The 13,733-nt window shown below is 44.9% G+C and carries 17 protein-coding genes and 5 pseudogenes; 2 read left to right on the top strand and 20 right to left on the bottom strand.

Going from position 1 to position 13,733, the window contains the following annotated elements:
• Positions 1-47: 47 nt before the first annotated feature.
• The 19 genes and pseudogenes from ACTHR7_RS10550 to ACTHR7_RS10460 form a co-directional block, all read right to left on the bottom strand.
• Positions 48-272: pseudogene (locus ACTHR7_RS10550) on the bottom strand (DUF6911 family protein); the annotation flags it as partial.
• A 137-nt stretch (positions 273-409) separates the two neighbouring features.
• Positions 410-800 (bottom strand): annotated as a pseudogene (locus ACTHR7_RS10545) (hypothetical protein).
• A 2-nt stretch (positions 801-802) separates the two neighbouring features.
• A pseudogene (locus tag ACTHR7_RS10540) lies at positions 803-904 on the bottom strand (HNH endonuclease); the annotation flags it as partial.
• A gap of 38 nt (positions 905-942) precedes the next feature.
• Positions 943-1,332 carry a hypothetical protein gene (locus ACTHR7_RS10535; protein WP_440370780.1) on the bottom strand — a complete coding sequence of 130 codons (390 nt, stop codon included), beginning with the start codon at positions 1,330-1,332 and terminating at the stop codon, positions 943-945.
• 2 nt (positions 1,333-1,334) lie between these two features.
• Positions 1,335-1,469: pseudogene (locus tag ACTHR7_RS10530) on the bottom strand (HNH endonuclease); the annotation flags it as partial.
• 83 nt (positions 1,470-1,552) lie between these two features.
• A complete protein-coding gene (locus ACTHR7_RS10525; protein WP_296186739.1) occupies positions 1,553-1,942 on the bottom strand; it encodes a hypothetical protein in 390 nt (129 codons plus the stop codon).
• Positions 1,943-1,944: 2 nt separating this feature from the next.
• Positions 1,945-3,513, bottom strand: a complete 1,569-nt coding sequence (locus ACTHR7_RS10520) for a MafB family polymorphic toxin (RefSeq protein ID WP_296186742.1) — start codon at positions 3,511-3,513, stop codon at positions 1,945-1,947.
• Between the two features lie 21 nt (positions 3,514-3,534).
• Complete coding sequence (locus ACTHR7_RS10515; RefSeq protein ID WP_107867346.1) at positions 3,535-4,485, bottom strand: adhesin; 951 nt, start codon at positions 4,483-4,485, stop codon at positions 3,535-3,537.
• Between the two features lie 188 nt (positions 4,486-4,673).
• A complete protein-coding gene (locus ACTHR7_RS10510; protein ID WP_107867345.1) occupies positions 4,674-5,570 on the bottom strand; it encodes an IS3 family transposase in 897 nt (298 codons plus the stop codon).
• A complete protein-coding gene (locus ACTHR7_RS10505) occupies positions 5,474-5,824 on the bottom strand; it encodes a helix-turn-helix domain-containing protein (protein ID WP_070583436.1) in 351 nt (116 codons plus the stop codon). The genes ACTHR7_RS10510 and ACTHR7_RS10505 overlap by 97 nt, the downstream gene beginning before the upstream one ends.
• 874 nt (positions 5,825-6,698) lie before the next feature.
• Positions 6,699-7,115 (bottom strand): annotated as a pseudogene (locus ACTHR7_RS10500) (phage virion morphogenesis protein).
• A gap of 2 nt (positions 7,116-7,117) precedes the next feature.
• Positions 7,118-7,999, bottom strand: a complete 882-nt coding sequence (locus ACTHR7_RS10495; protein WP_440370779.1) for a phage head morphogenesis protein — start codon at positions 7,997-7,999, stop codon at positions 7,118-7,120.
• Positions 7,996-8,424 carry a hypothetical protein gene (locus ACTHR7_RS10490; protein WP_440370778.1) on the bottom strand — a complete coding sequence of 143 codons (429 nt, stop codon included), beginning with the start codon at positions 8,422-8,424 and terminating at the stop codon, positions 7,996-7,998. Before ACTHR7_RS10490 ends, ACTHR7_RS10495 begins: the two co-directional genes overlap by 4 nt.
• The gene (locus ACTHR7_RS10485) at positions 8,408-8,737 is read right to left on the bottom strand and encodes a hypothetical protein (protein ID WP_440370777.1); all 330 of its coding nucleotides are present in this window, start codon (positions 8,735-8,737) and stop codon (positions 8,408-8,410) included. The genes ACTHR7_RS10490 and ACTHR7_RS10485 overlap by 17 nt, the downstream gene beginning before the upstream one ends.
• Entirely contained in the window at positions 8,662-8,835 is a 174-nt protein-coding gene (locus ACTHR7_RS10480; protein ID WP_049322420.1) for a hypothetical protein, read from the bottom strand. The genes ACTHR7_RS10485 and ACTHR7_RS10480 overlap by 76 nt, the downstream gene beginning before the upstream one ends.
• A gap of 13 nt (positions 8,836-8,848) precedes the next feature.
• The gene (locus ACTHR7_RS10475; protein WP_049322369.1) at positions 8,849-9,352 is read right to left on the bottom strand and encodes a glycoside hydrolase family 108 protein; all 504 of its coding nucleotides are present in this window, start codon (positions 9,350-9,352) and stop codon (positions 8,849-8,851) included.
• Positions 9,353-9,429: 77 nt separating this feature from the next.
• The gene (locus ACTHR7_RS10470) at positions 9,430-10,437 is read right to left on the bottom strand and encodes a GTP pyrophosphokinase (protein WP_440370776.1); all 1,008 of its coding nucleotides are present in this window, start codon (positions 10,435-10,437) and stop codon (positions 9,430-9,432) included.
• Positions 10,434-11,510 (bottom strand): nucleoid-associated protein, encoded by a 1,077-nt coding sequence (locus tag ACTHR7_RS10465; RefSeq protein WP_440370775.1) that lies wholly within the window; start codon positions 11,508-11,510, stop codon positions 10,434-10,436. Before ACTHR7_RS10465 ends, ACTHR7_RS10470 begins: the two co-directional genes overlap by 4 nt.
• Before the next feature lie 19 nt (positions 11,511-11,529).
• Positions 11,530-12,177 (bottom strand): LexA family transcriptional regulator, encoded by a 648-nt coding sequence (locus ACTHR7_RS10460; RefSeq protein WP_440370774.1) that lies wholly within the window; start codon positions 12,175-12,177, stop codon positions 11,530-11,532.
• Positions 12,178-12,319: 142 nt separating this feature from the next.
• On the opposite strand from ACTHR7_RS10460, the gene ACTHR7_RS10455 reads away from it, so the two are divergent.
• On the top strand, positions 12,320-12,520 hold the full coding sequence (locus ACTHR7_RS10455) for a DNA-binding protein (protein ID WP_440370773.1): 201 nt from the start codon (positions 12,320-12,322) through the stop codon (positions 12,518-12,520).
• Positions 12,520-12,798 (top strand): DNA-binding phage protein, encoded by a 279-nt coding sequence (locus ACTHR7_RS10450; protein WP_049322374.1) that lies wholly within the window; start codon positions 12,520-12,522, stop codon positions 12,796-12,798. The genes ACTHR7_RS10455 and ACTHR7_RS10450 overlap by 1 nt, the downstream gene beginning before the upstream one ends.
• A gap of 452 nt (positions 12,799-13,250) precedes the next feature.
• Here ACTHR7_RS10450 and ACTHR7_RS10445 read toward each other — a convergent pair.
• On the bottom strand, positions 13,251-13,733 hold a 483-nt coding region (locus tag ACTHR7_RS10445), incomplete at its 5' end, for an IS5 family transposase (protein ID WP_440370772.1).

The raw sequence follows: 13,733 nt of genomic DNA, 5'->3' as shown, positions 1-13,733 counted from the left end.
AAGAAGGTGCTCATGGAAAATCCTCTAAATATCTTGGTGGGAATTTAGGGGATTTTGGGGAATTTTGCAAAGGTCTCAGTTAATTCATTATTGCCAAATTCAGGCTCAGGAATAATTCTGAAAACAAGGACTCCGGCTTTTTTTTCAAAATTTGATACAGAAAAAAAGTTATTTATTTCTTTAATGTTAGGATTTTCTAAAATAGGAATTTGGATTCGTTCTCCATTATCTGTAATAAAAAATCCGCCAAAAACAATTGTTGATGCTTTCATTGTAGCCGTCTGCCGTTTTGACCAAGGTGCTGCCGTGGAAGGAGCAGGTGTGGGATTTTTGAAGAACTCAGTTCTCAATATTCCGTTTCAAATGAAGGAAAGGTCGTCTGATGTTTTTCAGACAACCTTTTTACCCTTTAAAGCGGAGGCAGTTCTACAAATGGAAAGAAATGCTGAAACTTCTGATAAATTTCAGGATGTTTTTCTAAGGCTTGTAACGCTTTTTCTTTTGAAACGGGAGGGTCATAGACATCTATACCCCTTAAGAAGGCAATACCCGTCAAGGCATTTTTTTTTCGATTTTGATAGGCTGTAACTCGAAACAAAACCTACAATATTGTCAATATCGGCAATTACCCCATCGAAATCCGCCAAGTCAAAAATATAAAAAGGGGTGTCCTCAATGGGCATATCGCGTATTACTTGTTCAATCCATAACTTGAATTCATTTAAATCAATAGATTGAGAGAATAAGCATTTAATTGCAAATCCTAAATCATCACTATCCTCTTTTATGATTTTCCACATAGTCACTTTCCTTTACTCATCGCTTCCCAACCAATATGGCCGGTATCATGATGCAAGTCTTCACCAATCAATTGCATCCTTCCTGTATCTTGATGATGATGCCAAAGGTCGTCTGATGTTTTTCAGACGACCTCATTACCCTCTAAAGCGGAGGCAGTTCTACAAATGGAAAGAAATGCTGAAACCTCTGATAAATTTCAGGATGTTTCTTTAAGGCTTTTAATGCTTTTTCTTTTGAAACGGGAGGGTCATAGACATCTATCCCCCTTAAGAAGGCAATGCCTGTTAATGCGTCATCTTGGTCTTTAGATAAGTCTGAATTCGGAACAAAATCCAAAATATTATAAATATCTCCTACTCCTCCTTTAAGATCAATTAAATCAAAAATATAAAAAGGTATATTATCAATAGGCATATCTAAGACAACCTTCTCCAACCATAATTTAAATTCTTGCAAATTAATTGCTGCCGATAATAAGCAATATGTTGCAAAACTTAAATCTTGACCTTGCTCCTTCGTAATTTTCCACATAGTTACCTTCCTTTGTTCATTGCTTCCCAACCAATATGGCCGGTATCATGATGCAAGTCTTCACCAATCAATTGCATCCTTCCTGTATCTTGATAATGATGCCAAGTGTAATTTGGTATTTTAGATTTTCCTTTGTCGTCAAACGCTCTTTTAGTTACCCGCTTTGTATCAAAAATGCCGTCTGAAAAGCAAATATCGTTTCAGACGGCATTTTGACTGTTTAAAGCGGGGGCAGTTCTACAAATGGAAAGAAATGCTGAAACCTATGATAAATTTCAGGATGTTTCTTTAAGGCTTTTAATGCTTTTTCTTTTGAGACGGGAGAATCATAGACATCTATATCCCTTAAGAAGGCAATGCCCGTTAATGCATTTTTTTGATCATTTGAAATGTAACCATAATTAACGACTCCAATTAAATCATAAATTTCCCCTATACTCTTATCAAAATCAATCAAATCAAAAATATACAATGGAATTTTATCAATAGGAGTATCTCTAACAACTATATCTAACCATAATTTAAATTCAGAAAGATTAATAGCATCATAGAACATGCAGATTATTGCAAATCCTAAATCTTCACAATTTTCTTTACTAATTTTCCACATAATCATTTACCTTTATTCATTGCTTCACCACCTATATGTCCTGTACGCCTATGTATATCCTCACGAATTAACTGCATACGTCCGGTATCCTGATGATGATGCCAAGTATAATCCGGTATTTTAGATTCTCCTTTTTCGATTGCCCTTAATTGTTCTGTGTTAAAGCTTGACTTGCGAACCTGTCCTTTTTGAATGGCTTCCGCCAGATCCTTGGTCGCCAGCCTCATTTGCCCTGTCGAACCCTTCGATCTGAACTCCTTGGTATTAATTCTTGTATCGTATTTTACGTCTTTTTCAAAATTCGGAAATCCTTTACTGTCAAACGGCACCCCGGTCTTCGGGTGGCTTTGGTTTGCCAGTTTGACATTTTTGCCGTTTGACGGCGGTACTGTCGAGGATTTGACATTTTGTTTGCCGTAACGCTGTTCCAATTCCGTTCTGACAGTGCGGGAGTGGTACGGTGAATCATAACTGTACCGTCCTTGTTGGGCTTGGGAAAAATTTTCCCCGACAGGTGCTTTCCCTTTCGGCAATGCAACTGCGCCCATCTGCGACTGTTTGACGGTGCTTGCACCTATACCACCCCAGTCGTATCGGGTTCGAGCATATTCTGCCCCTTTGGTAACAGGGACAATCGCTTTGGCGATATTACCAAGTGCTTCTGCTCCTTGTGCCGCATTCGGGTTTCTGACCGCCCAATCACGGACGGTTTCTGTGGCATTGTTCTGGAATTGCGACAAACCACCCAAATTGCTGACAGCTTTAATTTTGTTTTCGGTGGAAAGCAGATCTAAACCGTGCATGGTGGCAATGTCTATGCCTGCGCCTATACCTTGTACAGCATCGCCTGCTCCGATAATCTCGCCTGCTGCACCGATGACATTTTTAATGATGTCTGCCGAACCATTAATAGCTTCGGCGGCATTGCCTAATTTGTTCAATGCGGGATTGTATTCGGTTGCCCTGCGGTAGCCATCGCCTATGCCTTGCGTCAGCATTCTGCCTGCATTGTCAAAACGATCAGTTAGCCGCTGTTGTGTACTACGATTGTCCGTTATGTTCAGGCTGATGTTTTGCGCGATACCTTTTACATCATAGCTGTATATATCACGCGCACCTTTGGGAGCAGGATAGCCACCGCCTTGAGGTCCGTCGTATCCGTCGGCAGGATGGTGTTCGTGTCCGCTCCACTCGAGTTTGTACAAGGTAAATCCGTTGACAGGGTTACCCTGCTCGTCTGAAGCAGAACGGCTGGCATGATTGTCGAAGGGAGAGTGGACTTCGTGTCCGTGTCCAGAAAAACGGACGGTATAACTAAGATTGCCTTTGATCGTTGCTTGTTGAATAAGCAGGTTACCCATTTGGTTGCTTTGGATACCTTCCAAACCGATGGAGCCGGTACGTTCAGCTAAAGCCCCCCTACTGCCAAAAAGATGGTATTTCCCGCCAGGCTCGAAATTTTCCCGATTGATATTCTGTTTGATGAACGGATCTCCCGCTAATTCCGCCGCGAGGGCGGGCTGCCCGAAGGCAGCCGCCGTTACGGCGCAGGTGGCAAGGAGGTTTGTCAGTCTGCGCAGCGGTTTCACGGTTTATTCTCCTTCACGGCGGCGGATGACTTCGTCGCTGACATCAAGGTTTTGGGCATTGCCTTGTTTGAAGTCGGGACGGTTTTGGGCGGTTGTGTCGCCGTAGGGGGTGATGTCGGAGAAATCGACCATCAGGCCGTCTGAAGCTTTGACGGTTTTGCTGACTTTGTAAGGGCCGGTCCAAAGGGCGTATTTTTCTTTGTATTGGGATTCGTAGGCGGCAGAGGTAGGTTTGATCAGCAGTTTCCGGCTGTTGCGGTCAACGGCGAAATACTCGAGCTTGGTTTGGGCTTTAAGGGTTTCGGCGTTGTAGATGTGCAGTTCGGTACGGCTGCGGATGGTGCCGAATACGTCGACGGTTACGAATACGTCGGTGTCGGCGTATTCGGGCGGCACGACTTCGATGCCGCGCAGGTAGAAGATGGTTTGGACGAGGTTGGTCAGGAAGGAAACGTCGCGGGGATTGGTAATCAGGGTTTCGTTGCGGTAGTCGCCCGTGCCGTTGACAGACAATCCGGCAGACCGTTCGCCTTTGCGTCCGCTGTTTTTAGTCAGAGCGGCGGCGGGGGCGTTCAAAAGCGATGTGGAAGTGGTAACGCTGGAGAGCGCATCAGCTTTGGTAGTGGCAGTAGTATCGTAGGTGGGATAGCTGTATTGGGTGGCGCTGTCGGGGTTGTTTTGGTAGCCGCCGCGAATCAATGCATCGATGGAGTAGCGTCCGCCGGTAATGTTGCCCGATCCTTGATCGCCCATGGTAGAAACGTAAAGGGCGACTTTTCGGCCTTTCAGGGCAGACAGATCCATTTCTTTGACGGCGGCACGGGACGAGGCGGCGACGAGTTCTTGTTCGACGGCAAAGCGTTTGCCGCCGCCGTGTGAAGGAATGCCGGTCAGTGTACCGCAGCCGGTGAGCAGGAGGGTGGATAGGGTAAGTGCAGAGAGAAGAATTTTCATGTTGTTCCTTAGATTTGCGTATTAAAAAACTGAGGTTGGTTAACCTTCCTTAGTTTAATTTAAATTTAAACAAAAAATGTAAAGAACAACACAAACGGTATATTTGAAGGACAAACGTATAAGGTCGTCTGAAAGCAGAAATTAATTTTGAACTGGCCCCCAAATCTTGGACACTCATAAAAGCCTTTTCAGGCGCTCTGTGCAAGCTGGGTTCTGTATGCGACAGGACTCAGCTTTTTCAATTTCAGACTGCAACGCTCCCGGTTGTAGTAATCCATATAGTCATCTATCTGCTTCATCAATTCATCCACCGTCAATTCTCCTGCGTTATAGAAACACTCCGTCTTCAACACCGCAAAGAAGCTTTCCATCGGCGCATTGTCCCAACAATTCGCCTTTCGCGACATGCTTTGAACCATGGAATGCTCCGCCAGCAATTCCCTATATCCCGCCGTACGGTACAGCACACCTTGGTCGGAATGAAGCATCGTTCCTTTATCAGTCAGCCGGGGTGCGGCTTTTTCGAGCATTTCCTTCACCATTTCGCTGTTAGCATTGCGGCTCATGGCATAGGCGACGATTTCTCGGTTGAACAAGTCCAAGATCGGCGAGAGGTACAGTTTGCGGTCCTTTCCTTTGAGTTCGGTCACGTCGGTCAGCCATTTTTCGTTGGGCTTTTTGGCTGTGAATAGACGTTTGAGGAGGTGTTCCGATATTTCGCCCATGGCGGGATGGCGGTAGGCTTTTTTCTCCCGTATTTTGGCTTTCAGCCCCATCTGTTTCATCAACCGAGCTGCTTTTTTGCGGTTCCAATCCAATGCTGCGGCAATGCGCCTTTGCCCGTAGCGTCCTTTATGCCGCCGGTAGGTTTCGATAAGGAGGGCTTTGTCGGCTGCGTCGGGGTCGGGTCGGTCTTGGTGGTGGTAGTAAAAGCTGCTTTTGGGCAGGTTTGCGATGTGCAGCAGGTATTTGAGCGGGTGTTGCGCCCTCAGTGTTTGGACGGTTTGGCTTTGTCCTTTTCGGTCCGCTTTTGGCTGAGGGCTTTTAACTCCTTTAGGTAGGCGACCTCTGCGCGCATATAGCACAACTCTTCGATAAGCTCTGCCTGTGTTTTTTCGTGGTCGGGTTTGTCGGCGATGAAGGGTTTTTTGCGGTGGTCGGTCATGGTTTTGGATTGGGGATGTTCGAGTGCGCCGATGCCGCCTTCTTGATAGGCGCGTATCCATCGTCGCAGGTGGGTTCGGGAGATGCCGTAGTGGTCTGCGGTACGCTGTTGGCTGCGTATATGCAGGTAGTAGAGTACGGCTTGGTATTTGAAGTGTAATGTATATTTGCTCATAAAAAAACTGCACCTTGTGAGTTGGAGGGGATGTGTCCAACTTTTGGGGTGCAGTTCAAGGCCAGTATGCGGTAGCATACTGGCCTTTTTCTGTTAGGGAAAGTTGCACTTCAAATGCGAATCCGCCACAATATTAAATTGGATTGATTTTGATACCGTGTAAAAACAAAGGCCGTCAAAAATTTTGACGACCTTTGTTTTTGAATATTGTAAGGGATTGTAGAATTAAGAGAAACTGGAGTTATCAGGCTTAAATGTTACTTTATAAATTTAACATAATATAAATTAATTTCCTTTTCCCTATTCTTCTACAAATTCCGCTGTTTTGTTCCTATATGTCAAATGAGGATTAATGATACTCAAGAGAGTTTGCTCATAGTACTCCAATTTTTAGTATAAAATCAATAGGTTTTAAGCTGCTTAATTTTACTGTGACTCTACCACTGAATTAATGAAGTTGCGGACTGTTTTTTGCTTTTCAGACGACCTTATGGTTTAAAGAGGTCGTCTGAAACCCTAAAAAGCAGTAGGTAGGCTTGGTTAATAAATTAAATGCTTTACGGTTTGTTGGGTCTCAACCCAAGCTAGGCTTGCTCAAACAACTGCGTAAACAGGTGCATTTTAATGAAATTATGACGGGGAGTTATATTTTTGATGAGAAAAAAAGTCAATTCTACATGATGTTGAAAGCGGTTGTGGATAAGCAATCGTGAGACAAAATGGCAAGATGAAACCCAATGAGATAAATATATAGAGTCTCTGAGATAATTGGGATTATTTTGGATGGAGCGGGATTTGGTGGGATTGGTTTTGTGAAAAGTAGTTTCATAGAATGCAATAAAAAGACGAGTATAATTTGCTCGTCTTTTTTTGTTTACAGGCCTGAACTGAGTGACTCGATTGCAATGTCAAGGATGCATTTATCTGCTCCGTTTTGAAGTTGACCACTGCCGTTGATTGGTAGATAGGGTCGGGCTGGAAGTTGGACGCTATGGTTTCTGTCTGGTAGCCACCCAAGTAGTGGATTGCCGCATATGGTTTGTTGCTTCCGATACGTGCAAAGTCGTTGCCTACTTGTGTGGAGATGCTGGCTGCAAGTTGGCCGGTCAGTTGCAGAGTCTGCCCGCCTTGAGCTGCGCGTTGGCTTTGTTTCCATCTGTTTCCACCGAAACTTTCACTTTCGAAGTTTTCTTCGGTTAATGAAGTCATTTTGGTCGCGATGGCTTACGTTTTGTAGAAGCTGGCTCAAGCCACGATCTAGTGATGAAGTATCAAGATTAATTTCAAGCATATCTAACCTTTGATTAATTTTAGTACCCATGCCAAATCGACAGCAGATAATGAGGATTTGAATTTGCTGTTGGTCATCATGATTTTTAAGGCTACGCGTGCAATATCAGGATGAACGGATTGTGCTTTTTGGACAGCTACAGAAGCCATTCGCGAGAGCATGGCTTTTCCTTGGTTGGCATTGAAGCCTGCGCTTGGGGCAACAAACTTTCCGTCAATCCGCAAGCCGGTGCGTTGGGCGTAGCGAGCTTCTCCGGTGTATTCGTTGCTACCGATGTCGACGGTTTGAGTCTCAAGTGTCGGACTAGGTAAGGCACGGCTTTCTCCTGCGGCGCGTGATAATGGACGCACGCGGCAGCGGCAGCGGAAATCCAACGGCGGATACATGGTGTCCCAAACCGGGTCGGCTGCTGCATAGACACGGCCGTGCATTCTACGGTGGCTGTCACGGGTGCGGCTGTCGTTTATAGCGACGTATTGCCAATACGGGTGGGTGTCGACAAAATCCATCATTTCAGCGTAGCGTCTAGCCATGTAGGCTGACTGCATATTGGTCAGATAGATGGTTTTCAGGCGGTGCGGGCTACCGAGTTGAACAGTTTGGGCTTCGCCAGTGTCCGGATTGGTTGTTGGGGTGCGTCCCCACCAACCTTTGCTTTGCAATACCGGTAGCGTTTGTCCGGTCTCTTCAGCTTTGACGACTGCGCGATAAATGTCGTTGGCCACGTCCATGCCTGCGGTTTTGACCACGGTAAAGGCGGTGGCGTGTGCGTCGTCCAGCATGTCCTGCCAGTCCCACGACACGGCCACGCCTTTTTGCTTCAGGTATTCAACTGCCGCTTTGGGCTTCATGCCGAAAATGGCTTTGATGTCTTCGGGATTCATGCCAACTCTCCACGCACTTCAATGCGGCCGACCAAATCAGATAAGAAAATCACCCGTGCCAACTCGTCTTGCAGTTCGCTGTCGTCTATATTCGGAAAGGCTTCGGCCAAGCGGTCGAGGATATTGTTTTCGGTTTCGCCTTTTTGAATTTCAGCCACCAGTGCAGTCGTCAGAGCCTGGCCTTGTGTGTTCAGACGGTCTACGTCAGGGATAAGGGTGTCGATAATCAAACCGGCATCGCTTTCCTTATTGTCAGGGCTTTCGGCAAAATCGGCCGACTGATTTTGGCTTGTCTTGATATTCGCCGCTGCATTTTCAGACGGCATGGTCAGGATTTCAGCTGTTTCGATAATGTCGCCATCCTCACCTGCTATCAGCAAAATCAGAATCAGGGTCTGCCAAATAGGGTTAAGCGTTTTCCACATCGTCTTTTCCTTTATAGATTTCAGCGACCTGCGGAATCGCCGCGATGCCGCGTTTGATTAATGCATACCCGCCGACCAATGCGCCATAAGCCCACCAGAGCCATTCCGGTGCATCCGCTGTTTGCGAGAACTTATAGGTCATAGAGACGGCTGCCACGTTTGCCCATAGTTTGGTATGGCTGATTTTCCCTGTGGCCGGATTAGATACCAAGCCGCCCAACCATTTGAAAAAGGCGGTTATTTGCGACGCTTTTTTTTGGCTGCGCGTTTCGCGGCGGCTACCCCGCTCTTGCGGTGGGCTTGAGTCCAACACCCCTGAGTCGGCATGGCGTAGCGAATGCCCAGGTCGCTGTGGCTGAAATCGGGCAGCATGGCTGCGGTCATTAGGGCGATGAGTGACTTTTTTGACATGGTTTGTCTCCCTTTAATCGGTGTTATCTGCAGACGCATGAATCAGGTTTTGTGCCACGCGGCGAATCCAGCCTTTGCCAAATGATGTGAACGTGCCGAGCTTGGTATAAAACACCAAACGTTCGGCATTGAAACGGAGCAGGAGGTCATTTTCAGGAAGTGAATTGATGGCTTTGAGGCTGACTGCTCCGATAACGCCGTCGTCCGGCACGCCTGCGGCGCGTTGCAGCATACGGGCAGCATTGCCATGACCGTGATTGATGCAGGCATCGAAGAATTGGAACGCAACCGCTTCCGGCATTTGATCGGCGTGATAGCGTTCCCAAAATGCTTGACGGTAAATGCCGATAGCTTGTTCGCGTGTCATGGCACGCATGGAGCCGTTGTAGCCGTTTGCCTGTGCGGTGCGCTTGGTGATGCCCCAGTTGGTTTCTCCTCCGGGGTCTTTGGGATGATTGACGTAGCCGCCCTCGTGGGAGAGGACGCGCTCAATGAATTGGTTGAATTTGGTGGACATAAAAAAATCCCTGTATTGAGGTTGAAATCAATACAGGGATTTTAGAAAAGGTTGTTTGAATGGGCTTTTAAAGGGAGTTAAAAGAGTTCATGGGATGGTTGCTTATCCAAATCAGTACAAATGAATTTCAGGTTTTTGTTGTATGCAGGCAAAGGCCATTTTTTCCATACTTCATCTGCACCAACTTTCTCAATCAGCCAATAAACCAACAAAGCTGCTGGCTGACTGAAAAAATACATTTCTTCAGCATTTTCTTTTATCCGATTAGCAAGATATTTCTTCTCATTCAAAAGTGACCGGATATTAGCAAGAATATTTGAAGGGTCAATGCTGGATTGAAATGTTTCTAGAAAAATCATATTGGTTTTTTTATCAACTTCAGGAACAAGCCCTATTTCCTCTTGATAAAGCTGTGATAATTGGGGAAGAAGTTCTTCTTGGGGTTGATTTGCTTCTTTCAAAATTGCCAGAGTACGACTAAATAAGTCATCTGTAGTTTCCATCAAAGCCATGCTCTTCGCGACTTCGCGCTCTGCTTTCTTTGGAACATTGCCGTCAGGCTTGTATATATTGTCATGAACCAGCTCTGCATAAGCATGTTGGAGTAAAGAACGCACCTGAACTTCACAGCACAAATCAGCAGGGATGCTGACATTTTCGGGTGTAATGAATGCTTGTTTAGGACGAATCTCGTAATGTTTGGATTGATAGTCAAATGCTTTGGGATTTTGCTGAATTTCATCTGCAAAATCTTTCGAAACTTTAGCATTCCACTGAGATGAGGATTCAATGATTTCACAAACTATTTGAATATGTTCCGCAAGCAATACCACAAAACGTACGCCGACCAAGTCAGTCATTTGAGTTTGAGGCGAAGTGTAGTTTTTTCGACCAATCTTGGACAGAGCTGAAGAAATTTCTTTGACTCTAGGCTTTGCTTCAATTTTTAGAAAATTGGCAACCGGAACAGGAGAAATGACTTCGGATAATTGATTTTGAATTTCTTCAGCCACAAATTTACCCCAAGCGGCAAATGCCGCTTGGTGGCTTTTTAAATAGCTTTTGAAATCATCAATATCGCTCATTTTTGTTGTTGCAACAGTCCTTTAATTTTGACAATAGTATATTCCCCATCTTCTGGCATTGCAATTTCCATATAGTCTTTGGTTTTTTCGGGAGGTGTCAAGATAACCACACCATTGCTGAATCCGTAAGACCTTCGTTTGCGTAAACGATTTTTGATATATTCAATATCTTTACTTACGGCATTTTGAGGAAAATCCTTTTCCACCATAAATTCTGTATAAGCTTTTTGCTTGTCTTCAGGTAAATAATTTTGAGCAAAATTGTTAACGCTGATGGTTGCTGCTGCACTTTTCAATGTGACACGCAATGCTTCATGTGTATCTAACTTTTCATCATCACTCAAATCAGAGTTATCGATAAAATTACGTGTCCATTCAAAAAAATTCTGTGTCAGCTTACGGGAAGAAGCAGCTATACTCATACCCAAGAATACTTGATAGAAATAGGAAGCTGCCGGTCTAGTTTCCGTTTGTGTCATCAGATGGTCATACAAAAAAGCTCGATAATTCTCAGATTGTATTTGCTCTAGCGGCCTTACTGTTTCAGCCACCAAAAAACCTATCTTGAATAATCTTGCTGAATCGGTCAGTAATAATTCTTCTAAGAATTCAATCGTGATAAAGTCATCCTCTTCTTTGGTCCTGAACCCATCTTGAGGCTCAGCCTTAATCACACATAAAAATGGCTTACCAGTATCTCCAACTCTACCTTTTAAAACCAACAAAATACCACCCGGTGCATTTGTATTCAGTTGTGCATCGGTCAACATGTGAGCAAATTGTGCGGAATCTTCAATAAACTCTGCTTCGTCTTTGAGTTGTATGGCTGCTGCTATCTGAAAAAAACTATTTTCAGCCGTATTGGCAATAGACATTTCAATGCCATGAGATTTATTACCCAAAGCTTTGGTCAGCCTGTTTTCCAATGTTCTTCTTGCCGTAATAGGCAAGTTAATCAACTGTGTACTGATTTTAGGTTCTACACGCTCTCTATTTTCATTTTTCGGATAAATACGATGGGTAATAATTTTTTCAATTATCAGCCCTTCAAAAGAGTAATTCGTTTCTGTCATCATTTTTTCCTATTGTAAGTTAATTAAGGTCTTTTGAGATTTGAACCACTTGGCCGATGACCTGAATATCGGGATGATCTGCCAACATCAATGACATCGGCGGATAGGTATCATTATCTGAAATCAGCAGCAGGCTGCCGTCAATCTGTTTTTGGATGCGTTTGACCCATAGTGTGTCACCGGAGCGGATTACGTAAATCTGTCCGTCGCGCGGGTTGTTTTTAGAGGTGTCTACCAAGAGTGTGTCTTTACTATGAATGGTGGGCTCCATGCTGTCTCCTCGTGCGGTAACGCAATTGAGGTCTTTGGCGAACAGGCCGCGTAACTTAAGCCAGTCTTTGCGATAAGCCAAGTGGTTGGCCGGTTCTGCCACTCCATAGGCGGCCGCGCCATTCCCTGCGGACACTTCTACGTCATACATTGGGATGTATGCGTATTCATCTTTGTCAATTTCCTCTATTGGGTGGAAATTCCCTCCTTTTCCAATCAGCCAGTTTGCATCTATTTGAAAATTTTCCACTATGGATTGGATCATTTCTAGCGGCGGACGCTGCTTTCCTCGCAGTACATCCTTCAATCTGGTTGGTTTTTCTCCAATTTTTTCGGCAAATTCATCAAGTGTAATCTTATTAAATTCAATAACCTGCCTAATTTTCTCCAAAACCATGCCTAAAATTCCTCAAATAAGTGGAAATAAACCTTGCAATAGTGGGATATTTCTACTATTATTTACACAACATTTAACCAAGATTGTTTAAATCTTTAAACAATCGGGAATTTTAACACGAGAACGAAACAGGAGATATTCCGTGAAAGCAGAAAAAATAAAAGCAGGTTTCCGAGAGCGCGGTGAAACGATTAAGGATTGGTGCGATGCGCGTGGCTATGACCCGACTTATGTGTCTCGGATTTTGAATGGGACCGTTAAGGCAAGTCGTGGTAAGGCGCATGAAATCGCGGTTGAGTTGGGGATGAAGTCCAAATTGGATGAAGTGAAACGGAGTGCGTGATGAGTGCCAAAGGCGTACGACTTTTAAAAGTCTTTAAGGCATTGGAAGCCCATCCGATTATCGGTATCAGCAACAAGGAAATTTCAGACGGCCTCGGTATTTCGCCGGTACATGTCAGCCGGGACTTGGAAGACCTGATTGCCGAGGGCTTAGTGGTCAAGCTGGATAACGGAAATTTTGCGTACAGCATTAAAACCTTGCAAATCGCGGAACGTTTCAGACAGCAACAAGAACGTTTGACTGCACGTTTGCAGGAAATTGAACAACGAGTTTATTAAATGCGACGACGTCGCCGCATTTGCAGGAGATAAAAAGCAAGATGAACTCACCATTTTTTATGCTTGAACTATTTTCGCTAATAAAATCTCTTTTAGCCTGTCATACACCCACATTATCCGTTCCGTAACGATCGTTTGATATGGTCGGTATAAATAAAGCTGCCATTTTTGCTTTTCAATTTCAGGGAAGAGTTCCACCAATCGACCGTTTTTCAAATAGGGATCACAACGCTGTTTAAGTAAGATAAGAGCAAGAGCATCCAGCTAGCGCCGATTGCAGTTCGCTTTGCACAGATGTATAGACTGAGACCTTTGCAAAATTCCTTTTCCCCCGACAGTCGAAACCTAAACACAGGTTTTCGGCTGTTTTTGTTTCAAATATCCACTGATTCTACTCAAATACCCCCTTAATCCTCCCCGGGCACCCGATAATCAGGCACCCGGGCCGCCTTTTAGGCGGCAACAGGCGCACTTAGCCTGTTGGCGGCTTTCAACAGGTTCAAACACATCGCCTTCAGATGGCTTTGTGCACTCACTTTGAGCAGACCAAAATAGGCTGCCCGGGTGTAGCGGAATTTACGGTGCAGCGTACCGAAGCTCTGTTCGACCACATAACGGGTCTTCGACAAATATCGGTTGCGTTTGGTTTGCACTTCCGTCAGCGGATGGTTGCGGTGGGCTTTGCGCATAATGCCGTCTAACAACTGATGCTCTTTCAGATGTTGCCGGTTTTCCTTACTGTCGTAGCCTTTATCGGCATAGACGGTCGTATCTTTGGCTATACCTTCCAGCAAAGGCAACAGGTGGGTATTGGCGGGGGTGATGTGCAGTTTCTCGATATAGCCTTCCTCATCGGTGCGGGTATGTTGTTTGTAACCGAGTCTGTAGAGGCCGTTTTTCTTTGTCCAACGAGCATCGCTGTCTTTACTCGGTGT

The sequence above is a fragment of the Neisseria sp. P0007.S010 genome, from assembly GCF_051962875.1.
In the GTDB taxonomy this organism is placed as follows: domain Bacteria; phylum Pseudomonadota; class Gammaproteobacteria; order Burkholderiales; family Neisseriaceae; genus Neisseria; species Neisseria subflava_A.
The sequence above is the reverse complement of the archived record's forward strand: the minus strand, read 5'-3'. Positions and strand labels throughout refer to the sequence as shown.